Annotated in this window: 23 protein-coding genes; 6 read left to right on the top strand and 17 right to left on the bottom strand. The window is 68.7% G+C overall.

From position 1 onward, the window contains the following. Window positions 1–79: 79 nt before the first annotated feature. Window positions 80–1,411 (bottom strand): TAXI family TRAP transporter solute-binding subunit, encoded by a 1,332-nt coding sequence (locus PA6_RS17675; RefSeq protein WP_021702323.1) that lies wholly within the window; start codon window positions 1,409–1,411, stop codon window positions 80–82. A gap of 46 nt (window positions 1,412–1,457) precedes the next feature. After that, complete coding sequence (gene yjeH / locus PA6_RS17670) at window positions 1,458–2,723, bottom strand: L-methionine/branched-chain amino acid transporter (protein WP_021702322.1); 1,266 nt, start codon at window positions 2,721–2,723, stop codon at window positions 1,458–1,460. Window positions 2,724–2,846: 123 nt separating this feature from the next. Between yjeH and PA6_RS17665 the strand changes: the two genes are divergently transcribed. Then, window positions 2,847–3,266, top strand: coding sequence for an Lrp/AsnC family transcriptional regulator (locus PA6_RS17665; protein WP_021702321.1), 420 nt, complete (start codon window positions 2,847–2,849; stop codon window positions 3,264–3,266). A gap of 12 nt (window positions 3,267–3,278) precedes the next feature. Here the strand turns inward: PA6_RS17665 and PA6_RS17660 are convergent, their stop codons facing one another. Genes PA6_RS17660 through PA6_RS17645 form a run of 4 tightly spaced genes read right to left on the bottom strand, consistent with a single transcriptional unit; the run spans window position 3,279 to window position 6,360 of the window. Continuing rightward, a complete protein-coding gene (locus PA6_RS17660) occupies window positions 3,279–4,076 on the bottom strand; it encodes a substrate-binding periplasmic protein (protein ID WP_021702320.1) in 798 nt (265 codons plus the stop codon). A 43-nt stretch (window positions 4,077–4,119) separates the two neighbouring features. Beyond that, window positions 4,120–5,142 (bottom strand): 23S rRNA (adenine(1618)-N(6))-methyltransferase RlmF, encoded by a 1,023-nt coding sequence (gene rlmF, locus PA6_RS17655; protein ID WP_021702319.1) that lies wholly within the window; start codon window positions 5,140–5,142, stop codon window positions 4,120–4,122. 13 nt (window positions 5,143–5,155) lie between these two features. After that, window positions 5,156–5,377: a TIGR02450 family Trp-rich protein gene (locus PA6_RS17650; protein ID WP_021702318.1), complete on the bottom strand. Its 222-nt coding sequence runs from the start codon at window positions 5,375–5,377 to the stop codon at window positions 5,156–5,158. Further along, window positions 5,374–6,360: an NAD(P)/FAD-dependent oxidoreductase gene (locus tag PA6_RS17645; RefSeq protein WP_021702317.1), complete on the bottom strand. Its 987-nt coding sequence runs from the start codon at window positions 6,358–6,360 to the stop codon at window positions 5,374–5,376. Before PA6_RS17645 ends, PA6_RS17650 begins: the two co-directional genes overlap by 4 nt. Window positions 6,361–6,540: 180 nt before the next feature. On the opposite strand from PA6_RS17645, the gene PA6_RS17640 reads away from it, so the two are divergent. Both PA6_RS17640 and hemH read left to right on the top strand, forming a co-directional pair. Next, window positions 6,541–7,446 (top strand): TIGR01777 family oxidoreductase, encoded by a 906-nt coding sequence (locus PA6_RS17640; RefSeq protein ID WP_021702316.1) that lies wholly within the window; start codon window positions 6,541–6,543, stop codon window positions 7,444–7,446. Continuing rightward, window positions 7,443–8,465 (top strand): ferrochelatase, encoded by a 1,023-nt coding sequence (gene hemH, locus PA6_RS17635; RefSeq protein WP_021702315.1) that lies wholly within the window; start codon window positions 7,443–7,445, stop codon window positions 8,463–8,465. The genes PA6_RS17640 and hemH overlap by 4 nt, the downstream gene beginning before the upstream one ends. A gap of 43 nt (window positions 8,466–8,508) precedes the next feature. On the opposite strand, the gene PA6_RS17630 is transcribed toward hemH, so the two are convergent. Then, window positions 8,509–9,870, bottom strand: coding sequence for a heavy metal sensor histidine kinase (locus tag PA6_RS17630; RefSeq protein ID WP_021702314.1), 1,362 nt, complete (start codon window positions 9,868–9,870; stop codon window positions 8,509–8,511). Beyond that, a complete protein-coding gene (locus tag PA6_RS17625; RefSeq protein WP_021702313.1) occupies window positions 9,867–10,538 on the bottom strand; it encodes a heavy metal response regulator transcription factor in 672 nt (223 codons plus the stop codon). Before PA6_RS17625 ends, PA6_RS17630 begins: the two co-directional genes overlap by 4 nt. Window positions 10,539–10,691: 153 nt before the next feature. Between PA6_RS17625 and PA6_RS17620 the strand changes: the two genes are divergently transcribed. Both PA6_RS17620 and uraH read left to right on the top strand, forming a co-directional pair. Next, window positions 10,692–11,189: a GlcG/HbpS family heme-binding protein gene (locus PA6_RS17620; protein WP_370453139.1), complete on the top strand. Its 498-nt coding sequence runs from the start codon at window positions 10,692–10,694 to the stop codon at window positions 11,187–11,189. Between the two features lie 14 nt (window positions 11,190–11,203). Then, the gene (gene uraH / locus PA6_RS17615; RefSeq protein WP_021702311.1) at window positions 11,204–11,614 is read left to right on the top strand and encodes a hydroxyisourate hydrolase; all 411 of its coding nucleotides are present in this window, start codon (window positions 11,204–11,206) and stop codon (window positions 11,612–11,614) included. A gap of 59 nt (window positions 11,615–11,673) precedes the next feature. Here the strand turns inward: uraH and PA6_RS17610 are convergent, their stop codons facing one another. The 6 genes from PA6_RS17610 to PA6_RS17585 form a co-directional block, all read right to left on the bottom strand. Next, the gene (locus tag PA6_RS17610; protein ID WP_021702310.1) at window positions 11,674–12,858 is read right to left on the bottom strand and encodes an acetyl-CoA C-acyltransferase; all 1,185 of its coding nucleotides are present in this window, start codon (window positions 12,856–12,858) and stop codon (window positions 11,674–11,676) included. Between the two features lie 27 nt (window positions 12,859–12,885). Beyond that, the gene (locus tag PA6_RS17605; protein WP_021702309.1) at window positions 12,886–13,320 is read right to left on the bottom strand and encodes an acyl-CoA thioesterase; all 435 of its coding nucleotides are present in this window, start codon (window positions 13,318–13,320) and stop codon (window positions 12,886–12,888) included. Window positions 13,321–13,446: 126 nt separating this feature from the next. Further along, on the bottom strand, window positions 13,447–14,610 hold the full coding sequence (locus PA6_RS17600; protein WP_021702308.1) for an iron-containing alcohol dehydrogenase: 1,164 nt from the start codon (window positions 14,608–14,610) through the stop codon (window positions 13,447–13,449). Between the two features lie 18 nt (window positions 14,611–14,628). Beyond that, window positions 14,629–15,621 (bottom strand): alpha/beta hydrolase family esterase, encoded by a 993-nt coding sequence (locus tag PA6_RS17595; RefSeq protein ID WP_021702307.1) that lies wholly within the window; start codon window positions 15,619–15,621, stop codon window positions 14,629–14,631. A gap of 182 nt (window positions 15,622–15,803) precedes the next feature. Further along, window positions 15,804–17,594, bottom strand: a complete 1,791-nt coding sequence (locus tag PA6_RS17590) for an acyl-CoA dehydrogenase C-terminal domain-containing protein (protein WP_021702306.1) — start codon at window positions 17,592–17,594, stop codon at window positions 15,804–15,806. After that, window positions 17,591–18,826, bottom strand: a complete 1,236-nt coding sequence (locus PA6_RS17585; protein WP_021702305.1) for a 3-hydroxyacyl-CoA dehydrogenase — start codon at window positions 18,824–18,826, stop codon at window positions 17,591–17,593. The genes PA6_RS17590 and PA6_RS17585 overlap by 4 nt, the downstream gene beginning before the upstream one ends. A 95-nt stretch (window positions 18,827–18,921) precedes the next feature. On the opposite strand from PA6_RS17585, the gene PA6_RS17580 reads away from it, so the two are divergent. Beyond that, the gene (locus PA6_RS17580) at window positions 18,922–19,818 is read left to right on the top strand and encodes a LysR substrate-binding domain-containing protein (protein ID WP_021702304.1); all 897 of its coding nucleotides are present in this window, start codon (window positions 18,922–18,924) and stop codon (window positions 19,816–19,818) included. Here PA6_RS17580 and PA6_RS17575 read toward each other — a convergent pair. The 3 genes from PA6_RS17575 to upp form a co-directional block, all read right to left on the bottom strand. After that, complete coding sequence (locus tag PA6_RS17575) at window positions 19,815–21,260, bottom strand: flavin-containing monooxygenase (protein ID WP_021702303.1); 1,446 nt, start codon at window positions 21,258–21,260, stop codon at window positions 19,815–19,817. The two genes, PA6_RS17580 and PA6_RS17575, sit on opposite strands and share 4 nt — an antisense overlap. Before the next feature lie 143 nt (window positions 21,261–21,403). After that, window positions 21,404–22,666 carry a uracil-xanthine permease family protein gene (locus PA6_RS17570; protein WP_021702302.1) on the bottom strand — a complete coding sequence of 421 codons (1,263 nt, stop codon included), beginning with the start codon at window positions 22,664–22,666 and terminating at the stop codon, window positions 21,404–21,406. A gap of 2 nt (window positions 22,667–22,668) precedes the next feature. Next, window positions 22,669–23,307 carry a uracil phosphoribosyltransferase gene (gene upp / locus PA6_RS17565; protein ID WP_021702301.1) on the bottom strand — a complete coding sequence of 213 codons (639 nt, stop codon included), beginning with the start codon at window positions 23,305–23,307 and terminating at the stop codon, window positions 22,669–22,671. Between the last annotated feature and the right edge of the window lie 46 nt (window positions 23,308–23,353).

Here is a 23,353-nt window from a genome sequence, read left to right as displayed (position 1 = left end):
CCCCACTGGGGCAAGCACTGGATCAAGTGATCCACGCCTGAACAAAAAGCCCCGCCAGGATCGCCCTGGCGGGGCTTTTTTATTGCGCCGGCGCTAGTGCCTGGCGCCGCTGCACGGCGTGCAGACGCTCGATCATGTAGCGCAGGTGCATGTGCAGCTCGTACAGCTCGCTGGAATAGGACAGCGGCACCTCGACCCGCGCCAGCTCGTCCTCGAGCTTCTCCAGGCGCTCGATCTCGGCACCGATATCGCCGCCGAGCTTGCCCTTGTACAGCTGCTGGTCGATCTCGCGCAGGTGCTTGTACCAGCGGTAGATGCGCGCGCGGATGCGCCACTGGTAGATCGGCCCGATGGCCTTGAACAGCGGGAACAGCAGGATCACCAGCGGGATGGCGAGGATGATGTAGCGGTCGGCCAGCGAGGCGATGCGGAACGGCAGGTAACGCTGCAGGATCGGCAGGCCCTTGTCGTAGTAGTACTCGGCCTCGCTCAGGGTGGCGAGCGAGCGCGGCGGGCGCTGCGGATAGCTGCCGGCGGCATCGAGCAGGCTGCCGTCCTTGAGCACCTCGCGCGCGGCTTCGAGGATGAGCGGGGTCAGCGAGGGATGGAAGTTCTCGCCGGCCACCAGAGTCGCCACCGGGCCGAGGGTGACGATGTCGCGGTCGGGCGTGTTGCGCGCCATATCGAGCATGCCTTCGCCCACTTCCAGGCGGCTCAGGTGCGGCAGGCGGGCCAGGTAGGCCTGGGTGCGGCGCAGGCCGACCAGGCGCAGTTTCGGTTCGGCGGCCAGGCGCTGGATCAGCGGATTCTCCGCCGGGCCGACGAAGAAGGCAGCGTCCAGCTCGCCGGCCACCAGCGCGTCGGCGGCACGGCTGCCACCCAGCGGCTGCCATTGCTTCGGATAGTCGGCCGGGGTGATGCGGTTGGCCGCGAACAGCGCGGCGGTCACCGCCTGGGTGCCGCTGTCTGCCGAGCCGATGGCCAGGCGCAGTTGCTTCAGGTCGGCCAGGCGCTCGAACTTCACCTTGGGGCCGGTGAACAGCCACAGCGGCTCGCGGTACATCACGCCGAGGCCGGTCAGTGTGTCGCGTGCCTCCGGCGCCAGGTTGAGCTCCTGGCCGCTCTGCACCAGGGCCAGCTCGACGGAGCCGTCCAGCAGCTTGGCCAGGTTGGCCTGCGAGCCCAGGCTCGGCACCAGCTCCAGCTCGAAGCCCTGTTCGGCCAGTTCGGTGCGCAGGCGTTCGGCGAAGGCATGGTAGCCACCGCCTTCGGCGCCAGTGGCCAGGCGTGCATGCATGGGCGGCGGCGGGGCGACGAAGTAGAACAGCGCGCCCACCAGGCCGGCCAGTACCGGCACCAGCCACAGGTTGGCGAGAATGAGGATTTTCAGGTCACGCAGAATGCGGCGCATGGTCGGTCCTTGAGGCTATCCCTGCCTGAGGATAGCCGGAACCGCCTCAGCTCTGCAGGCTTGCCGGTGTGCGCTGGCGCTCGCGCCAGCGATCGAGCAGGGCGAAGCCGCCGAGCAGGACCAGGGCATACAGCGCATCCACGCCCAGGGCCAGCAGCACCAGGCCGCAGAGCGCGCAGCTGAGGCCGGCGACCCAGCGCCAGACGCCGCGCAGCAGCACCACGCCGGCGGCCATGCTGAGCAGGTAGACGACGATGAAGTTGCCGTTGGCGTAGCGGATCAGGTCGTCCACCGACAGTTGCAGTACGGCGGCCATGGCGGCGCACAGGGCGCAGATCAGCACCACCAGCAGCAGGGCGCGGGCCGGCACGCCGTGGCGGTTGCGCACGGCCAGGGCGGAGGGCAGTTTGTCCTCGTCGGCCAGGCTCCAGATCAGCCGGGCAAAGCCCTGCACATAGACGTTCATCGAGGCGAAGCAGGCCAGGTAGCCGACGGCCGCAACCAGCCAGCGCGCCTCATCGCCGAGCAGCCTGTGCATCAGGCGCGGCAGCGAGGCGGCGTCACTGTGCTCGTTGCCGTACACGCCGAAGCTCAGCACCGCCACCGAGAAGGCCCAGTACACCAGGCCGGCCAGCAGCACGCCGAGCAGCAGGGCGAGGGGGAAGTCGCGCCGCGGGTGCTTGAACTCCTCGCCCAGGTGGGTGAAGGCCTCGATGCCGACAAAGCACCAGAACATCACCCCCAGCGCGGCGGGAATCAGCTGCCAGGAGCCGTCGATCGGCGGCAACAGCGGCTGGCTGGCCAGCGGCAGGTCGCCGACCCACCAGACCAGGCCGACGGTGCCGAGGATGGCCAGGGCGATCAGCCCCTGCACCAGGCCGCTGGCCCGAGCCGGGCGCTGGCCGAGCAGGAGCATCAGGCCGAGGGTGGCGAACTGGATCAGCAGCGCCTCGCCACGGCCGATGGGCAGTACCGCCTGCCAGAAGCCGGTGGCGATGTTCAGCGCCGCCGGCAGGCCCACCGGCAGCACGGCGAGAAACAGCAGGGCGATCAGCCGCTCGCTGCGCGCGCCGAAGGCACGGCCGATCAGGTGCGGCGCGCCGCCGGCATGGGGGAAGTGGCGGCCCAGCTGGGCGAAGGTGAAGGCCACCGGCAGCACCAGGGCGATCAGGATCAGCCAGGCCCACAGCGAGGCCGAGCCGGCGGCGGTGGCGGCCAGGGCCGGCACCACGAAGATACCGGTGCCCAGCAGCGAGGTGCTGAGCAGGGCGATGCCCTGCAGCAGGCCCAGTTCCTTGTTCAGCCGGCTCATGATGTATGCTCGCTCCTTCCTTTCGATCCCGCCATGTTACGGGCGCCGCCGCGCGCAGGTCGCCGCCGATTGCCGGCAATGTGGCGGAATCCCCCGTCAAACTGCCGGCCGCCGAGAACCACCGTGGACAAGTTCGATCGCCAGATCATCGCCCTGCTGCGCCAGGATGCGCGCACCTCCGTCAGCCAGATCGCCCGCGAGGTCAACCTGTCGCGTTCGGCGGTGGGCGAGCGCATCCGCCAGCTGGAGCAGTCCGGGGTGATCCGCGGCTACCACGCGCAGGTGGCCGACCCGGCCGGGAGCGGGGTCAAGGCGTTCCTCGAACTGTTCTACAAGGACGGTCGCTGCCAGGACTATGTCGAGCGCATGCGCGCCTATCCGGAAATCCGCCAGTGCTGCGGCATCAGCGGCGAGACCGACATGCTGGTGCAGGTGGAGGCGGCGAGTATGGCGCGCCTGGCGGAGATCCGCGGGGTGATCGAGGGATTTCCCGGCATGCAGCGAGTGAAGACGCACATGGTGGTCAACGAATGGGCGATGTAATGCGCAGCCAGCCTATTCGGCCGAGGCCTGGGTCGCCTCTTCCTCGGTGAGCATGTACTTGCCGGCCTGCAGGTCATGGAAGTAGCGGTCGTAGCGGCCGCTGTCGCGGAACGCCTGCAGGCGCTGGTTGAAGCGCTGCATCAGGGCTTCGCTGTCGGCCAGGCGCTTGGGCAGCATCAGGTAGCTCTGGTTGACCAGCAGCGGTTTGGGGTGGTGGGTGATGCGCGCGCGCTCGGCCGGGGTGAACTGGCTGCGTAGCGCCGCATAGCCAACGTTGACCTCCTGCGGGTAGAGCACGATGCGCTCCTTGAGCAGCTTCTCGAAGTTCTGCTGGTCGCTGGAGACCCGTTCCATGCGCACCTTGCCCCGGGCGAGGAACGCGTCGAAGCCGGGGCCATAGCTGTATTCCAGGCCGCCGCCGAGGGTCATGCCGGTCAGGTCGTCGAACTGCTGCCAGTCGAAGGGTACCGACTTGAGGTGGAAGAACACGAACTGCTCGTCCAGCAATGGCGCGCTGAACAGGAAGTCGGTCTCGCGCTCGCGCTTGTGCATCCACACGCCGGTGGCGTCGAACTTGCCGGCGGCGGCATCGGAATAGGCGCGTGGCCAGGGCAGGAAGCGGAAGTTGACCTTGTAGCCTTCCTCGGTGAAGAGGTCGCTGATGATGTGGGCCATCACGCCATTGTGGCGCTGGTCGGTGGACAGGTAGGGCGGCCAGTCGCCGACGCTGATCTGCAACTCGCGTGGCTGCGCCTGGGTACTGATGCACCAGGACAGGCAGCAGATGGTCAGCAGGCTTTTCCAGCGCATGGGGACTCCCGAACTCCCTGAAGCTGTTACCTGGTCAGCATAGTCAGTTCGGGGTGCTGTCGGCGATACCTTTCAGCCAGGCGCGACGTGCGGCCACGTCGTGGAAGGTCCAGGCGACGAAGCGACTCTGCTTGTTGCCCTGGGCCATGTCCACCTGGCGGACCTTCAGGGCGCCGGCCTGCTGCAGGGCGGCGTTGAACGCCGCCAGGTTGCCGGCCTTGGACACCAGGCTGCTGAACCACAGCACCTGCCCGGCCGCCGTTGCGCTCTCGCGGGCCATGCGTCGCAGGAAGGCCACTTCGCCGCCCGCGCACCACAGCTCGTTGCTCTGCCCGCCGAAGTTCAGCACCGGCAGTTTGCGCTTGGGGTCGAGCTTGCCGAGGTTCTTCCATTTGCGTGTGCTGCCGCTGGCCGCCTCGGCGGCAGAGGCGTGGAAGGGCGGGTTGCACAGGGTCAGGGTGAAGCGCTCGTCGCTGGCCAGCAGGCCCTGGAAAATGTGCTGCGGCTCGTGCTGCTGACGCAGCTCGATGGCATCACCGAGGCCGTTGGCCTGGACGATGCTGCGAGCGGCGGCCAGGGCGACCGGGTCGATGTCCGAGCCGACGAAGCGCCAGCCGTAGTCGCTGTGGCCGAGCAGCGGGTAGATGCAGTTGGCCCCGGTGCCGATGTCCAGCACACGCACCCCTTTGCCGCGTGCGATGGCGCCATCGCTGCTTTCGGCCAGCAGATCGGCCAGGCCATGCAGGTAGTCGGCCCGGCCGGGGATTGGCGGGCACAGGTAGCCGGGCGGAATGTCCCAGTGGGCGATGCCGTACAGCTGGCGCATCAGCGCGCGGTTGAACACGCGCACCGCCTCGGGGTCGGCGAAGTCGATGCTCTGCTTGCCGTAGGGGTTGAGGATGACGAAGCGCCCCAGCTCCGGGCTGGCCTCGATCAGCCTGGGGAAGTCGTAGCGGCCCTGGTGGCGGTTGCGCGGGTGCAGTTGACCCTTGGCGATGGCCTTGGGCTGGCGGGGCGGATGGCTTTTCTGACGCATGACGGGCGGTTCGGCGGGCGGGGCCGGCATTGTCCCACAGACGCTACTTCCAGCCCATCTGCCAGCGCTCGGTGTCTTCCAGCTGGTGCCAGTCCAGGCGTTCGCTGCGCCCGGTGAGCACGGCCTGCAGGTCGATCGCCAGCACCTCGCCGGCGTCGTCACGATGCAGCTCGGTGACCAGGAAGTGGCGCTCGCGATTGCGCGGCGCGCGTGCCGTCCATTTCGACAGCAGCAGCTTGCGCGGGTTGATCCGGCCGGGCCTCACTGGCGGTGCTCCAGCAGGCGCCGCGCGACTTCCTGGCCGCTCAGCCAGGCGCCCTCGACGCGGCCGGACAGGCACCAGTCGCCGCAGGCGTACAGGCCCAGGTCGGCGTCGGCCAGGGCGCCCCACTCGTGGGCGCTGGCCGGGCGCGCGTAGAGCCAGCGATGCGCCAGGCTGAAGGCCGGTGCCGGCACGGCGCAGCCGATCAGCTCGGCGAAGGCGCCGTGCAGCTGTTCGATCACCGCCTCCTTGGGCAGGTCCAGGTGCTGCCGGCTCCAGCTGCTGCTAGCGTGCAGCACCCAGGTGTCCAGCGCGCCATCACGGCCCGGCTTGCTGCGGTTGCGCGCCAGCCAGTCGATCGCGCTGTCCTGCACGAAGCAGCCCTGTACCGGGGTCTGCAGCGCAGTCTCGAAGCCCAGGGCCACGGCCCAGGTCGGCTCCATGATCACGCTGGCGGCGGCGCTGGCCAGCTTGGGCGCGGCGGCCAGCAGGGCGGTGGCCTGCGGTGCCGGGGTGGCGACGATCACGCTGCTGTAGGGGCCGTGGCTGTTGCCCTCGGCGTCCTGCAGGCCCCAGTGCTGTTCGCCACGGAACACCTCGGTGATGCGGCAGCCGAAGTGCACCGGCAGGGCGCCGAGCAGCGCGCGGCTGATGGAGCTCATGCGCGGTGCGCCGACCCAGCGCAGCTGCTCGTCCGGCGAGGGCTGCAGGCCGTTCTGGTTGTACTGGTAGAGCTGCGGGTCCCATTCGGCGACCCAGCCGCGCGCCTGCCACTGCTGCACCACTTCGACGAAGCGGCGATCACGCGCTGTGAAGTATTGCGCGCCCAGGTCCAGCGAGCCGGCATCGCTGCGCTTGCTGGCCATGCGTCCGCCACTGCCGCGGCTCTTGTCGAACAGCTCGACTGGCAGGCCGGCAGCATGCAGGGCCTGGGCGGCGGACAATCCGGCCAGGCCGGTTCCGATGATGGCAATGGGGGCGTTCATGTTTGACCTCGTTGTCTTTATCTCAGGCTACGCGCTCGGGAAAATCTGTACAATCTGATTTTCTGTACAGAATTTTCTTCCGTGACCGCCTGATCCTCGTCGATAATCAAGACATATGACCTGGGCTCAATGTTCAGACTAGGGCGCAACCGCGGGTTCGCGCCATGTGAGGAGGACGCCATGCACATATTGCTGACCGGCGGCACCGGGCTGATCGGGCGGGCCCTGTGCCAGCTCTGGCTGCGCCAGGGCCACCAGCTGACCGTCTGGAGCCGGCGTCCCGAGCGGGTCGCGGCGCTCTGTGGCAACGGGGTGCGCGGCATCGCGCGGCTCGAGGAGCTGGCCGATGCGCCGCTCGATGCGGTGATCAACCTGGCCGGCGCCCCAATCGCCGACCGGCCCTGGACCAACAAGCGCAAGGCGCTGCTGTGGGACAGCCGGGTGGCGCTGACCGAGCGTCTGCTGGCCTGGCTGGAAGCGCGCCCGCAGCGGCCGCGGGTGCTGATCTCCGGGTCCGCCGTGGGTTGGTACGGCGACGCTGGCGAGCGCGAGCTGCACGAGAGCGATGCGCCGGTGGTCGAGGACTTCGCCGCCCAGCTGTGCGGCGCCTGGGAAGAGACGGCGCAGCGCGCCGAGGCCCTCGGCATGCGCGTGGTGCTGCTGCGCACCGGGCTGGTCCTGGCCAGCGAGGGCGGTTTTCTCAAGCGCCTGCTGCTGCCGTTCCGCCTGGGCTTGGGTGGGCCGATCGGCAACGGCCGGCAGTGGATGCCGTGGATCCACCTGCAGGATCAAATCGGCCTGATCGATTTTCTCTTGCAGCGGGACGACGCGCGCGGTCCCTATAATGCCTGCGCGCCGCAGCCGGCCAGGAACAGGGATTTCGCCCGCGCCCTGGGCCGGGCACTGCACCGTCCGGCCTTGTTGCCGGTGCCTGGGCCACTGCTCAGGCTGGGCCTGGGCGAGCTTTCTGGCCTGCTGCTCGGCGGGCAGAAGGCCCTGCCCCAGCGCGCACTGGCCGATGGCTACGTATTTCGCTTCACCGACCTCGACTCGGCCCTGGCCGACCTGCTCAAGGACTCCGCATGACCGATCACGCCCTGCTGTTGCTCAACCTGGGTTCGCCGGCTTCCACGGAGGTGGCCGACGTGCGTCGCTACCTCAATCAGTTCCTCATGGACCCCTACGTGATCGACCTGCCCTGGCCGGTACGCCGGCTGCTGGTGTCGCTGATCCTGCTCAAGCGTCCGGCGCAGTCGGCACACGCCTATGCCTCGATCTGGTGGGAGGAGGGCTCGCCGCTGGTGGTGCTCAGTCGCCGTCTGCAACAGGCCATGGCGCCGCACTGGCCGCATGGCCCGGTGGAACTGGCCATGCGTTACGGCGAGCCGTCGATCGAGAAGGTGCTGGTTGGCCTGGCGGCCCGGGGCGTGAAGAAAGTCACCCTGGCGCCGCTCTATCCGCAGTTCGCCGATAGCACCACCACCACCGCGCTGCAGGAAGTGCGGCGGGTGGTGCGCGAGCGCGGCCTGGCCCTGCAATTCGCCGAGCTGGCGCCGTTCTACGCCCAGCCGGAGTACGTCGACGCGCTGGCGGAGAGCGCCAAGCCCTATCTCGAGCAGGACTTCGACCACCTGCTGCTGAGCTTCCACGGCCTGCCGGAGCGCCATCTGCATAAGCTGGACCCAACCGGTCATTGCCTGAAAGGCGCCGACTGCTGCAAGAACGCCTCGCCGCAGGTGCTCGCCAACTGCTACCGCGCCCAGTGCCTGCGCAGCGCCGAGCTGTTCGCCGAGCGCGCCGGGCTACCGGCCGGCAAGTGGTCGGTGGCTTTCCAGTCGCGCCTGGGCCGCGCCAAGTGGATCGAGCCCTATACCGAGGCGCGCCTGGACGAGCTGGCCAAGGCCGGGGTGAAGAAGCTGCTGGTGATGTGCCCGGCCTTCGTCGCCGACTGCATCGAGACCCTGGAGGAAATCGGCGACCGCGGCCGCGAGCAGTTCCGCGAGGCGGGCGGCGAGGATCTGGTGCTGGTGCCCTGCCTGAACGACCACCCGCAGTGGGTGCAGGCGCTCAAGGTACTGTGCGAGCGGGCACCCGAGCAGCTGTGAAGGCCACTGCCGGGTTTGCATGAGTGGCGCCGCTGCGCGGCCGTCAGCTCGGGAAGTGCAGGCGGAAGAGGGTGCCGTCGCTATCGCTGCTGACGCTGACCTGGCCGCCGTGTGCCTGCATGATCGAACGCACGATCGCCAGGCCCAGGCCGCCGGAGTCGCCCGGCTGATGGCGTGAAGGGTCGCAGCGGTAGAAGCGCTCGAACAGATGCGGCAGGTGCTGTGCGCCGATCGGCTCGCCGAGGTTGTGCACGCTGAGGGTCACGCCCGTGGCCGTGCAGGTGCTGCCGAGGGTCACGCGGCTGTGCGGCGTGGCGTGGCGCAGGGCGTTGGCCAGCAGGTTGGCCAGGGCGCGGCGCAGCAGCTGCGGCTCGGCATGCAGTTGTCCGCTGGCCTGGTTGAGCAGGGTGAGGTCGCGTTCCTGGGCCATGCCCTCGAAGTAGTCGCACAGCTGCTCGCCGAGCGCCTGCAGGTTGACCGCTTCGCGTTGGATCGCCGCCTTCGGCTGCTCGGTGCGGGCGAGGAACAGCATGCTGTCGATCATCCGCGCCAGGCGCTCGTACTCCTCCTGATTGGACACCAGCAGGTTCTGGTAATCCTCCACCGAACGCGAGTGGCGCAGCGCCTGCTGGGTCTGGCCCATCAGGTTGCTCAGCGGCGTGCGCATCTCGTGGGCCAGGTCCTCGGAGAAGCGCGAGAGCTGGGCGAAGCCCTGCTCCAGGCGGTCGAGCATCTGGTTCAGGGCCTGGCTCAGGGCGCTCAGCTCGCCCACCTCGGCAAAGCCCTGCAGGCGCAGGTGCAGGTGCTGTGTATCGATGCTGGCGGCCTGCCGGGCCAGCTGGCGCACCGGGCGCAGCCCGCGCTGGCTGACCAGGGCGCCGAGGGCGAAGGCCAGCAGTGCACCGACGCCCAGCGCCAGGCCAATCTTCAGGCGATAGGCGGCGAGCATCTGCTCGCGCTCGCTGGCCAGCTTTCCGGCGATCAGCCGCAGCGAGCCGCCCGGGCGCGGCACATCGAGCCAGGCCAGGCGCAGGGTGGGGTTGCCTGGTGCATCGGCCAGCCGGGGCTCAGGTGCTGCTGGCAGGTTCGGCAGCGGCAGGGCCGGCGGGTTCACCTCGATCAGTGGCTGGCCCTGGGCATCGACTATCCACAGCAGGTTGTCGCGGTTGCCCAGCATGTTCTCGTACAGCTGCGGGCGCCGACGCAGCGCCTCGATGCTGGCGGCGTCATCGAGCAGGGCCTGCATGCGCTGCAGGCGGCCGAGCAGGGCCTGGTCGTCGCGCCAGGCGATTTCGCGCTGCAGCGACTGGTACAGGAAGAAGCCCAGGGCGCCGAGCAGCAGCACGCCGACCAGGGCGAACATCAGCGCCAGGCGCAGGCTCAGGGTTTTCGGCCAGAGCCTCATGGCTGCAGGTCCAGCAGGTAGCCGATGCCACGCACGGTATGGATCAGCTTGAGCGGGTAGGGATCGTCGACCTTGGCGCGCAGGCGGCGGATGGCCACGTCGACCACGTTGGTGTCGCTGTCGAAGTTCATCTGCCAGACATGCGAGGCGATCAGCGAGCGCGACAGCACTTCGCCCTGGCGGCTCAGCAGCAGGTGCAGCAGGGCGAATTCCTTGTTGGTCAGGTTGAGGCGCTCGCCACTGCGGGTGACCTTGCGCTTGAGCAGGTCGAGCTGCAGGTCGGCGACCTCGAAGTGCTCGGTTTCCCGTGGCGGCCCCCGGCGCAGCAGGCTGCGCACGCGGGCCAGCAGCTCGGCGTAGGAGAAGGGTTTGACCAGGTAATCGTCGGCGCCCAGCTCCAGGCCGCGCACACGGTCCTCGACGGCATCACGGGCGGTGAGGCACAGCACCGGGGTCTGCAGCTGGCGGCGGATGATCTGCAGCAGCTGCCAGCCATCGATGCCCGGCAGCATGACGTCGAGGATGATCAGGTCGAACTCTTCCTCCTGCACCAGGTGCAGGCCGTCCAGGCCATTGGCGGCGACCTCCACCGCATAGCCGGATTCGCTCAGACCCTTGCGCAGGTAATCCGCCGTCTTCGCTTCGTCTTCAACCACCAGGATACGCATGCCGACCTCCACTGCAGACGCATAGCCTAGGTCGATCCGCGCTTCTCTCCCATTACAAATTGGTAATCCGCCGGCAATCGGTCTGTGCGGAAGGGCTGGGCAAGATGCCCGCCACTGGCTCAGCCGAGCCTTATCCGGGAGAACCGCATGACCATCCGAACCCCTACCGCACTGTCGCTGCTCGCCCTGGCCCTGGCGGCGAGCCCGGCCTGGGCCGAGACCCCGGCGGTGACGCAGCGCGCCGATGTCAGCCTGGCCCTGGCCAACCAGTTGCTCGACGCCACCCTGGCCGCCTGCCATGCCGAAGGCCGCAGCGCGGTCGCCGCCGTCGTCGACCGGGGCGGCAACCTGGTGGCGCTGCAGCGCGACGACAACGTCGGCCCGCACAACACCCTGGCCGCGCAGCGCAAGGCCTTCACCGCGCTGTCGACCAAGACCGCCACCGGCCTATTGGCCGAGCGTGCGCGCAGCACCCCCGACGCGGAAAACCTCAACACCCTCGATGAACTGCTGCTACTCGGCGGCGGCGTACCGCTGAAGGTGGCTGACCAGGTGATTGGCGCCATCGGCGTGGCCGGTGCCGGCGGCGCGCAATTCGACGAAGGCTGCGCGCTGCAGGCCATCGCCCAGGTTCTACCCACCCAACCCTGAACTGGAGATCCACCATGAAGATGCTGAAAAACCTGCTGCTCGGTAGCGCCCTGAGCGGCCTGTCCACCCTCGTCCTGGCCGCCGGCAACCCGCTCAGCGTGCACGTCCTCAACCTGCAGGACGGCCTGCCGTCGCCGGGTGTCGAGGTCAGCCTGGAAAAGCTCGACGGCGAGCGCTGGAACAAGCTGAACGAGGGCACGACCAACGAGCAGGGCCGCATCACCGCGCTCTATCCCGAGGGTAAGAAGCTGGAAAGCGGCACCTACCGCGTCACCTTCGAAACCGGCGCCTGGTTCAAGCAGCACGCGACCGCGACCTTCTTCCCGGAAGTGCCGGTGATCTTCGAGGTCGACGGCAGCGTGGCGCACTACCACATCCCGCTGCTGCTGAGCCCGTACGGTTTCTCCACCTACCGCGGCAACTGAGTACCGCAGAAACGAAAACGCAGGCCTGAGCCTGCGTTTTCGCGTTTGCCGCACGGGGCTCAGAGCACCTCGAACAGCCCCGCCGCACCCATGCCGCCACCGACGCACATGGTGATCACCACGTACTTCACGCCACGGCGCTTACCTTCCAGCAGGGCGTGGCCGACCATGCGCGCGCCGCTCATGCCGTAGGGGTGGCCGATGGAAATCGCGCCGCCGTTGACGTTGAGCTTGGTCGGGTCGATGCCGAGCTTCTGCGCGCTGTACAGCACCTGGCAGGCGAAGGCTTCGTTGAGTTCCCACAGGCCGATGTCGTCGACGGTCAGGCCGTGCTGCTTGAGCAGTTTCGGCACGGCGAACACCGGGCCGATGCCCATCTCTTCCGGGGCCAGGCCGGCCACGGCGATGCCGCGATAGAGGCCGAGCGGGGCGATGCCGCGCTGGGCGGCCAGGCTGCCGCTCATCAGTACGCTGGCGCTGGCGCCGTCGGACAGCTGGCTGGCGTTGCCGGCGGTGATGCAGCCGCCTTCGATGACCGGCTTGAGCTTGGTCAGGTCCTCCAGCACGGTTTGCGGGCGGTTGCCTTCGTCGATGCTCAGGGTCACGTCTTCAAAGGTGACAGCGCCGGTTTCTTTATCCACCAGCTTCTTGCGCGCGGTGACCGGGACGATTTCATTGGCGAACAGGCCGGCGGCCTGGGCCGCAGCGGTGCGTTGTTGCGATTGCAGGGAGTAGGCGTCCTGGGCTTCGCGGCTGATGCCGTAGCGCTTGGCCACCAGCTCGGCGGTCTGCAGCATCGGCATGTAGGCGTGCTCGGCCATCTTCACCACGGCCGGATCGTAGTCGGTGGCGGTCCACTTCATGTGGGTGTTCTGCACCAGGCTGATCTGCTCCTGGCCGGCGCCGACGGTCACGGCCATGCCGTCGACCATGATCTGTTTGGCGGCGATGGAAATCGCCATCAGGCCGGAGGCGCACTGGCGGTCGATGGTCTGCCCGCTGACCGACAGCGGCAGGCCGGCGGCCAGCAACGCCAGGCGGCCGAGGTTGGTGGAGGCGGTGCCGCCCTGCATGGCGGTGCCCATCACCACGTCCTCGATCTCGCCCGGCTCGATGCCGGCGCGCTCGACGGCGGCGCGCAGGGCGACGGCGGCCATGGACGGCGACTTGAGGTCGTTGAAGGCGCCGCGGAAGGCCTTGGCGATCGGCGTGCGGGCGGTGGAAACGATGACGGCGTCTTGCATGGCGGAATCCTCTGTTATGGCTTTTTGTCAGTCGCGCAGCAGGCGCGCGAGCGCCTGGCGCAGGGTTTCGGGAATCGGCACCGGCCGGTTGCTGGCGCGGTCGACGAACACATGGACGAAGCGCCCGGCGGCGCAGGCTTCGTCTTCGCCCTGTTTGAAAATGGCCAGCTCGTACTGCACCGAGCTGTTGCCCAGCTTGCTGACGCGCAGGCCGACCTCGATGCGCTCGGGGAAGGCGATGGAAGCGAAGTAGTCGCAGGACGAACTGACCACGAAGCCGATCACCTCGCCCTCGTGGATATCCAGGCCGCCGACTTCGATCAGGTAGGTGTTCACCGCGCTGTCGAAGAAGCCGTAGTAGACGACGTTGTTGACATGGCCGTAGAGGTCGTTGTCGTGCCAGCGCGTGGTGATCGGCTGGAAGTGGACGTAGTCGCTGCGCAGGTGTTCGGGCTGGCTCATGGGGCGGTTCTCGTCGTGCTTGCGTACCAGCCTAGGGCCTGGGTGGTGCGCGGGGTAGTTAGATTCGTGGGCTGTATTTGGGGCTATTGGCTGGGCCACCCCTCTCCCGGAGGGAGAGGGAGTTACTCAATACGCCGCCTGGTAGATCGCCAGCGCATCCGCCTCGCTGACCTCGCGCGGGTTATTCACCAGCAGGCGCTGCTGCAGCATCGCGTCGCGGGCCAGGGTTGGCAGCATGGCCTCGGGCACGCCGGCGTCGCGCAGGCGGCTGGGCAGGCCGCAGCGTTCGTTGAGGGCGGCCAGCTCGTTGATGAACTCGGCGCAGCGCTGCTCGGCGCTGCCCTCCCTGAAGCGCTCGCCGAGCAGCAGCGGCGCCAGTTCGGCGTACAGCGGCATGGCAGCCGGCGCGTTGAAGCGCAGCACATGCGGCAGCACCAGGGCATTGGACAGGCCATGGGGAATATGGAAATGCCCGCCGAGCGGATAGGCCAGGGCGTGTACCGCCGCCACCGGCGCGTTGGCGAAAGCCTGGCCGGCCAGGCAGGCGCCGAGCAGCATGGCCTGGCGTGCCTCGCGGTTGTGCCCGTTGTGCACCGCCTCATCCAGATTGGCGGCCAGCAGGCGCAAGGCCTCGCGGGCCAGCAGGTCGGACAGCGGGTTCTTCTTGATCTTGCTGGTGTAGGCCTCGATGGCGTGGACCATGGCGTCGATGCCGGTGGCGGCGGTCACCGCCGGCGGCAGGCCGAGGGTCAGCTCGGCGTCGAGCAGCGCCAGGTCCGGCAGCAGCAGCGGCGAGACCACGCCCATCTTGGTGGTTTCGCCGGTGGTGACGATGGAGATCGGCGTCACCTCCGAGCCGGTGCCGGCGGTGGTCGGCACCTGGATCAGCGGCAGGCGCTGGCCCTTTGCATTGCCCACACCATAGATGTCCTGCAGCGCCTGCTGGCAGCCGGGGTGGGCGAGCAGGGCGACCAGCTTGGCCACGTCCATCGAGCTGCCGCCGCCGAAGCCGACCACCAAGTTGGCGCCCAGCGCGCGGGCGCGCTCCACGGCGTTGAGTACGATGGCCTCGGGCGGGTCGGCGATCACCTGGTCGAACACTTCCACGGCCAGGCCGGCGCTGGCGAAGCCCGGCAGCACGCCGTCGAGCAGGCCGAAACGGGTGATGCCGGGGTCGGTCACCAGCATCACGCGGCGAGCGCCGCGCTCGCGGCACAGTTCGGCGAGGCGCGTGGCGGCGCCGGATTCGCAGAGGATCTGCGCAGTGGTGGCGAAGCTGAAGGGTTGCATGGCGAATCCTCCTGACGATCAGGGCTGCGCTGGCGCGGGGCGCTGGCGGGCGAAGAAGTCCCAGATGGCCTGCGGGCCGTCGAAACCGGAGAGGGTCGGGCCGAGCAGGCGCGGCGCGCGGAAGCCGGCCTGGGGTAGCAGATGACCGCCGCCGATCACGGCGAACAGGGCGACCTCGGCGCGCTCGGCGGCCCGCCAGCGGTCGAGCTCGACGCGCTGCGCCGGGTTGTCGCCGTTCTGCCACAGGTTCTCGCGCCGCATCTCGGCGGCCACGTAACCGGCGCGCTCGGCGAAGTACAGCGCCGAGGCGTAGGACGAGCGCACGGTGCCGCGATCACCGAAGCCGAACAGGGTGACGCGGCCGCCGTTGTAGGGGTTGATCGGGTCGCGGGTGCCGTTCATCAGCAGCACCGGCGTGGCGCCGGCCACGGCCCGGCAGGCCAGGTTGTCGGGCGTCGGCAGGCTGGCCGCCACGGCGGCGACGCCGGCCAGCAGGTTTGGGCGCTCCAGGGCGATGCGCAGGCCCAGGTGGCCGCCGTTGGAATAGCCGGCGAGGAAAGCGCGCCGCGGGTCGGCGCCGTGCTGCGCGGCGAAGCGCTGGATCAGCGCCGCGATCAGGTCGACGTCATCGACGTTCTGTTGGCGTGCGGGGTAGTCGGCCGCGGCGCGGCAGTCGTTCCAGTTGCGCTCGACGCCCTGCGGGTAGACGAGGATAAAGCCGTGCTCGTCGGCCAGGCGCTCGAACTGGTAGGCGCTGAAGGTGCGCATGTCGTCGAGGGTCTGCAGCGAGCCGTGCAGCACGAACAGCAGCGGCGCCTTGGCCGGCAGCTTGGCGGGGAGGTAGTAGGCGTAGTCGCGCTGGCGGTCGCCGACCGCGATCTGCGCGCGTTGCAGGCTGGCGCTCAGGGTCGGCGCGGCTGGTTTGGCGGCGTAGAGGAAATAGCTGTACAGAGCGCCGAGAGTCACGGCGATCAGCAGAAGTACGGAGAGGGCTATTTTTGTTTTTTTCACCAGATGCTCTCGGTCGGTTTGCTAGTGAAGTAGGGTGGATGACGCTCTGTTCATCCACCAATGACTCCGCTCGGTGGAGCGCCACCCGGTGGATCGGTGAAGCGTGATCCACCCTACGAGTACCTCAGTGTCCGCGTAGGGCGGGTGCAACCCGCGTTTTTCACCCGCCCTACGGCCGTGCGTCAGAATGCGAAGCTGGCCTCCGGCATCGCCATCAGGCACGCCGCGCCGCCCAGCATGGCCTCGCGGTGGCTGCTGGCGCGCGGCAGTACGCGGCGCAGGTAGAACCCGGCGCTGTGCAGCTTGGCCTGGTAGAAGGCCGCCTCGCCGCTGCCGGCGTCGAGCGCGCGCTGGGCGGTGGCGGCGGCCTGCAGCCAGAAACCGGCCAGCAACACATAGGCCGAGTACTGCAGGAAGTCCACCGAGGCGGCGCCGATTTCCTCGGCGTCGCGCTGGCTGCGGGCGAGTACCTCGGCGCTCAGCTCGCGCCACTCGCCCAGGCGTGCCTGCAGCGTGTGCGCCATCTCGGCCAGCGCCGGTTGGCCGGCCTGCGCGTCGCACAGTTCGCTGAATTCGGCGATCAGTGCGCCCAGTTCGGCGCCGCCGTCACCGAGCAGCTTGCGGCGGATCAGGTCGAGCGCCTGGATGCCGTTGGTGCCCTCGTAGAGCTGGGTGATGCGGCTGTCGCGCATCAGCTGCTCCATGCCCCACTCGCGGATGAAACCGTGGCCGCCGTAGACCTGTACCGCGTGGCTGGCGACTTCCTGGCCCATGTCGGTGAAGAAGGCCTTGACGATCGGGATCAGCAGCGCGGCGCGCCTGGCCGCGGCCTTGCGCGCGGCCGGCTCGTCGGCGCCGTGCTCCAGGTCGAGCTGGCGCGCGGTGTAGGCGGCGAGCATGCGGCAGCCTTCGACCAGGGTCTTTTGGGTCAGCAGCATGCGCCGCACGTCCGGATGATTGATGATCGGATCGGCCGCCTTGTCCGGCGCCACGGCGCCTTTCAGGCCGCGCGACTGTAGGCGCTCTTTGGCATACCTCAGGGCGCCCTGGAAGGCCGCTTCGCCGATGCCGAGGCCCTGCAGGCCGACCTGGAAGCGCGCGTCGTTCATCATGGTGAACATGCAGGCCAGGCCCTGGTTGGCCTCGCCGACCAGCCAGCCGGTGGCGCCGTCGAAGTTCATTACGCAGGTGGAGGCGCCCTTGATGCCCATCTTGTGCTCGATGGCGCCGCAGCTCAGGGCGTTCCTCGCACCCAAACCACCTTCCGCCGTGGCGATGAACTTGGGCACCAGCAGCAGGCTGATGCCCTTGACCCCGGCCGGGGCGTCCGGCAGGCGCGCCAGCACCAGGTGGACGATGTTCTCGGACAGATCCTGCTCGCCGCCGCTGATAAAGATCTTGTTGCCGGTGACCTTGTAGCTGCCGTCGGCCTGCGGCTCGGCGCGGGTGCGCAGGAGGGCCAGGTCGGTGCCGGCCTGGGGTTCGGTCAGGCACATGGTGCCGGTCCACTGGCCGCCGACCATCTTGGCCAGGTAGGCGTCCTTCAGCTCGTTGCTGCCGTGTTTGTCCAGCGCCAGCACCGCGCCCTCGGTGAGGCCGGAGTAGATGCGGAACGACAGCGAGGCGCCCATCAGCATCTCGTGGAAGGCGAAGCTGACCAGCTGCGGGAAGCCCTGGCCGCCGAAGTCCAGCGGCCCGGTCATGCTCGCCCAGCCGTTGTCGACATACTGCTTGTAGGCGGCGCGGAAGCCCTTGGGCGTGCTCACCTTGCCGTCGACCAGCTGGCAGCCTTCCTCGTCGCTGTTGCGGTTGAGCGGGGCGATCTCGTTGGCGGTGAAGGCCGCGGCCTCTTCCAGCACGCCGTCGATCAGCTCGCGATCGAGGCCGTTGCCCAGACGCTCGCAGTGGCCGGCGACATCGAACAGTTCGTGCAGGACGAAGCGCATGTCGCGCAGCGGGGCTAGATAGCTCATGCGCGGCCCTCCCGGACATCGGCAAAGCGTTTGCCATCGGCCACCAGGCGGTCGATCAGGCCGGCCGGCTGCCAGTGCGCGCCGAAGCGCTCGGCCAGCTGCAGCAGGCGCTGGCGGATCTGCGCTACGCCCTGGGCGTCGGCCCAGGCCATCGGCCCGCCCTTGTCGGCGGGGAAGCCGTAGCCGTTGAGGTACACCAGGTCGATGTCGTGGGCGTTGGCGGCGATCTTTTCTTCGAGAATCTTCGCGCCCTCGTTGACCAGGGCCAGCAGGCAGCGTTCGAGGCTTTCCTCCGGGCCGATGCGGCGGCGGGCGTAGCCGAGGCGCTCGCTCTCGCGCTGTACCAGGGCGTCCACTTGCGGGTCGTGCTCGGCCTGGCGGCTGCCCGGCGCGTAGAGGTAGTAGCCCTTGCCGGACTTCTGGCCGAAGCGGCCGAGTTCGCACAGGCGGTTGTCGACCTGCACCTGGGCCACGTCCTGGCCCTGGCCGGCCAGTTCGCGGGCGCGCCATTCCAGGTCGATGCCGACCACGTCGTACATGCGGAACGGGCCCATGGCGAAGCCGAAGCCTTGCAGGGCGGCGTCCACCTGGTGCGGGTAGGCGCCTTCGAGGAGCAGGCTGCGCGCCTCGAACACGTAGGTATGCAGCATGCGGTTGCCGATGAAGCCGGCGCAGTTGCCGGCCACCACGCTGACCTTGCCGATGCGCTGGCCGAGGCCCAGCGCGGCGTCCAGCACGGCCGGAGCGGTGTGGGCGCCACGCACGATTTCCAGCAGCTTCATGATGTGCGCCGGGCTGAAGAAGTGCAGGCCGAGCACGTCCTGCGGGCGCGCGGTGACGGCGGCGATGGCGTCGATATCCAGGGCCGAGGTGTTGCTGGCGAGGATCGCACCCTGCTTCACGGTCTTGTCCAGGGTGCGGAAGATCTGCTGCTTGAGTTCGAGGTTCTCGTACACCGCCTCGATCACCAGGTCGACCCCGGCCAATTCGGCATAGTCGCTCACGGCCTGGATGCGCGCGCGGCGCAGGCTGGCCTCGCCGGTGCTGATGCGGCCCTTGGCGACGTGCTGGGCCCAGGTGTCTTCGGCCATCTGCAGGCCGGCCTCGACCATCTGCGGGTTGTTGTCCAGCCACAGTACGGGGATGCCGGCGCTGGCCAGGCTGATGACGATGCCGCGGCCCATGGTGCCGGCGCCGATCACGGCGGCGCTGTCGATCTTGTAGTTGTGCATTGCCCTGTCTCGCTAAGCCCAATGGAAACTGACGCACCTTAAGTACGCAGGTACTATTTGAGAAATTTTGGCTTGTGATAAGTTGAATTCTTCCCGTGAATATATTGACCTTCGACCTCAACCTCCTGCGCGTGCTCGACGTGCTGCTGCGCGAGCGCAACGTGTCGCGCGCCGCCGAGCGCCTGGCGCTGAGCCAGCCGGCGGTAAGCAACGCGCTGAACCGCCTGCGTGACCTGCTCGACGACCCGCTGCTGGTGCGCGTCGGCCGCACCATGCAGCCGACGCCGCGGGCCCTGGAGCTGGAGGCGCCAATTCGCGCGGCGCTGCGGCAGATCGAGGAGAGCCTGGGCGAGGGAAGTCGCTTCGAGCCGGCACGCAGCCGCCAGCGTTTTCGCATAGCCCTCACCGACTATGCTGAGATGCTACTGATGCCGCGCCTGCTGGCGCGTCTGGCCGAGCAGGCGCCGGGCGTGCGCATCGACGTGCAGCACCTGTCGCCACGCCTGCCGGCCGAGGCCCTGGAAAAAGGCGAGATCGACCTCGCCCTGGGCCGTTTCGAGGCGTTGCCGCCGCGCTTCGCCGGGGTGCGCTGGATGAGCGAGACCCTGCAGCTGGTGGCGCGGCGCGACCACCCGCAGCTGTGGGCGGGGCTCGACCTGGAGACTTTCCTGCGCCTGCGCCACCTGTGGGTGCATGGCGGGCAGACCCGCGGCATGGTCGAGCAGTGGCTGGGCGAGCACGGCCTCGCCCGCGAGATCGTCTACACCACGCCCAACTACCTGCAGGCCGCGCACATCGCCGCCGGCGGCGACCTGGTGGCGGTGCTGCCGACGCGCCTGGCGCGCTACTTCGCCGGCCTGTTGCCGTTGCAGCTGTTCGACCTGCCGTTCGCCCTGGGGCCCTTCGACCTGGAGATCGTCAGCCTCGACCTGCGCCGCCGCGACCAGGCGCTGCAGTGGCTGGTCGAGCAGATTCGCTGCCTGGGCGACTAGCGGAACTCCAGGCTGCCATCCTCGAGGCGGCCGTGGCGCAGCAGGATCAGGTCCAGCAGGTAGTTCTGGTAGACCTTCCACGGCATGCGGTCGCCCTGGCTGGGCAGCAGGTGGGCGGCGCGCTCGATATAGCCGGACTTCAGGTCGAGGAAGGGCGCCTTGCCCACCGCGCCGTGCTGGCGCGGCGTTACCTGGCGCTGGCCGTGGGCATCCATGTGGCGGATCAGGCGGCACAGGTACTGGCTGGAGAGGTCGGCCTTGAGCGTCCAGCTGGCGTTGGTGTAGCCGAGGATCATCACCGCGTTGGGCAGGTCGCGCAGCATCAGGCCGCGATAGCCCAGGCTCTCGGCGGCGACGAAGGGGCGGCCGTCGACCACCAGCTGCAGGCCGCCGAACAGCTGCAGTTCCAGCCCGGTGGCGCTGACGATGGTATCGGCCGTGAGCTCTTGCCCCGAACGCAGGCGCACGCCCTGCTCGGTGAAGGTGTCGATCTGCTCGGTGACCACTTCGGCCCGGCCGCTGCGCAGGGCAGCGAACAGGTCGCCGTCGGGCACGGCGCAGACCCGCTGATCCCAGGGGTTGTAGCGCGGGCTGAAGTGGCGCAGGTCGGCGTCTGCGCCTAGCTGGCGACGCACCAGGCCGAGCAGCAGGCGCCGCACCAGGCCAGGGCAGGTCCGCGCCAGGTTGTAGAAGAACATCTGCAGCGCCACGTTGCGCGTGCGCGCCAGACGGTACACCCAGGTCGCCGGCAGCAGCCGACGCAGCGCTGCCAGCAGGCGGTCCTGCTGCGGCAGGTTGATCACGTAGCTCGGCGAGCGTTGCAGCAGGGTCACCTGAGCACCCTGTGCGACCAGCGCCGGCACCAGGGTCACGGCGGTGGCGCCACTGCCGATCACCAGAATGCGCCGGCCATCGGGGGCGAAGTCCTGCGGCCAGTGCTGCGGGTGAATGAAGGTGCCGGTGAAACGCTCGCGGCCGGGGAAGTCCGGCGTGTAGCCGGCCTCGTAACGGTAGTAGCCGGTGCACAGCACCAGCATGCGGCAGCGCAGCTGCACGGGTTCGGCTTCGTCGCCGCGCCGCACCTGCAGGGTCCACAGGGCCTGGGCGCTGTCCCACTCGGCGCGCAGCACCCGGTGGTGGTAGCGGATCAGGCTGTCGACGCCATGCTCGCGGGCGGTGTCCTCGATGTAGCGGCGGATCGACGGGCCGTCGGCGATGGCCTGCGGATCGGTCCAGGGACGGAAGCTGTAGCCGAGGGTGTACATGTCCGAGTCGGAGCGGATGCCGGGGTAGCGGAACAGGTCCCAGGTGCCACCCAGAGCGGCGCGCCCCTCGAGAATGGCCAGGCGCTTGTCCGGGCACTCGCGCCTGAGGTGGCAGGCGGCGCCGATGCCGGACAGGCCGGCGCCAACGATCAGGACATCCAGGTCTTCGACGGACATGCGGGCTCCTCGGGGCATGGCGGCGGCAGGTCCGGCCAGCATGGCACCGGATGCGTCACCTGTGGGAGCCGTGGTGCGGGCGAAAACGCCAAACTGGCGACCGCCCACCATGAAAAAGGCCCCGCGAGCGGGGCCTTGGGCGATCAGATCTCGGGATCGATCGGCGGGTGCTTGCGCCAGGCACTTCCGCCCGGCAACAGCAGGTTGAGCGTCAGGGCACTGATGGCGCACAGGGAGATGCCGGACAGGGCGAAGGCCTTGCCGCCGATGACCATGCCGCCGATGCCGAACACCAGGGTCACCGAGACGATCACCAGGTTGCGTGCCTCGGACAGGTCCACCTGGTGGCGGATCAGGGTATTCAGGCCGACCACCGCAATCGAGCCGAACAGCAGGCAGAGGATACCGCCCATCACCGGCACCGGGATGGCCTGCAGCGCCGCGCCGAACTTGCCGATGAAGGCCAGGGCAATGGCGAAGATCGCCGCCCAGGTCATCACCTTGGGGTTGAAGCTCTTGGTCAGCATCACCGCGCCGGTCACTTCGGCGTAGGTGGTGTTGGGCGGGCCGCCGAACAGGCCGGCGGCCGAGGTGGCTAGGCCGTCGCCGAGCAGGGTGCGATGTAGGCCTGGCTTGCGCACGAAGTCCTTGCCGGTGACGGTACCGACGGCGATCACCCCGCCGATGTGTTCGATGGCCGGTGCCAGCGCTACCGGCAGCATGTACAGAATGGCGCCGAGGTGGAACTCGGGGGCCATGAACTTCGGCACCGCCAGCCAGGGCGCGGCGGCGATGGTGCTGGTGTCGATCACGCCGAACAAGGCCGAGAGGATGCAGCCCACGGCGATGCCGGCGAGGATCGGCACCAGGCGGAACAGGCCGCGGCCCAGTACGGCCACCAGCACGGTGGTTACCAGGGCGGACATCGAGATGAGCATGGCGGTCTGGTAGGGCACTAGTTCGGCGGCGCCGTCACCGGTCTTGCCCATGGCCATGTTCACCGCCACCGGCGACAGCGCCAGGCCGATGGAGATCACCACCGGGCCGATCACCACCGGCGGCAGCACGCGGTCGATGAAGCCCGGGCCTTTGAGCTTCACGGCCAGGCCGAGGAAGGTGTAGACGAAGCCGGCGGCAACCACGCCGCCGAGCACCGCCGGCATGCCGAACTCACCCTTGGCGGCGATGATCGGCGCGATAAAGGCAAAGGAGGAGGCGAGGAATACCGGGACCTGGCGGCCGGTAGCCAGCTGAAACAGCAGGGTGCCGATGCCGGCGGTGAACAGCGCCACGTTGGGGTCCATGCCGGTGATCAGCGGCATCAACACCAGGGCGCCGAAGGCGACGAAGAGCATCTGCGCGCCGGAGAGGATCTGCCGTGGCAGCGGGTCGTTGTACTCGCTCATGCTCAGGCGTCCTTCTGCTTGGTGCCGAAGATCTTGTCGCCGGCATCACCGAGGCCGGGAATGATGTAGCCGTGCTCGTTCAGGCACTGGTCGATGGAGGCGGTGTAGATGGTCACGTCCGGGTGGGCGTCCTCGACCTTCTGGATGCCCTCGGGCGCGGCGACCAGCACCATGGCGCGGATTTCCTTGCAGCCGGCCTTCTTCAGCAGGTCGATGGTGGCGACCATGGAGCCGCCGGTGGCCAGCATCGGGTCGACGATCAGCGCCAGGCGCTCGTCGATTTCCGGCGCCAGTTTTTCCAGGTAGGTGTGCGCCTGCAGGGTCTCCTCGTTGCGGGCGATGCCCACGGCGCTGACCTTGGCGCCCGGTACCAGGCTGAGCACGCCGTCGAGCATGCCGATACCGGCACGCAGGATCGGCACCACGGTGATCTTCTTGCCGGCGATCTTCTCCACCTGTACCGGCCCGGCCCAGCCCTGGATCTCGTAGTGCTCCAGCGGCAGGTCGTTGGTCGCCTCGTAGGTCAGCAGGGCGCCCACTTCCTGGGCCAGTTCGCGGAAGTTCTTGGTGCTGATGTCGGCGCGGCGCATCAGACCGATCTTGTGGCGGATCAGCGGATGGCGGATCTCACGGATGGGCATGCGAGGGTCTCCGGGGCGGGAAGGAAATTCTGGCTAGAGTAAAGCA

Source organism: Aquipseudomonas alcaligenes NBRC 14159 (genome assembly GCF_000467105.1).
GTDB lineage: Bacteria > Pseudomonadota > Gammaproteobacteria > Pseudomonadales > Pseudomonadaceae > Aquipseudomonas > Aquipseudomonas alcaligenes.
The sequence above is the reverse complement of the archived record's forward strand: the minus strand, read 5'-3'. Positions and strand labels throughout refer to the sequence as shown.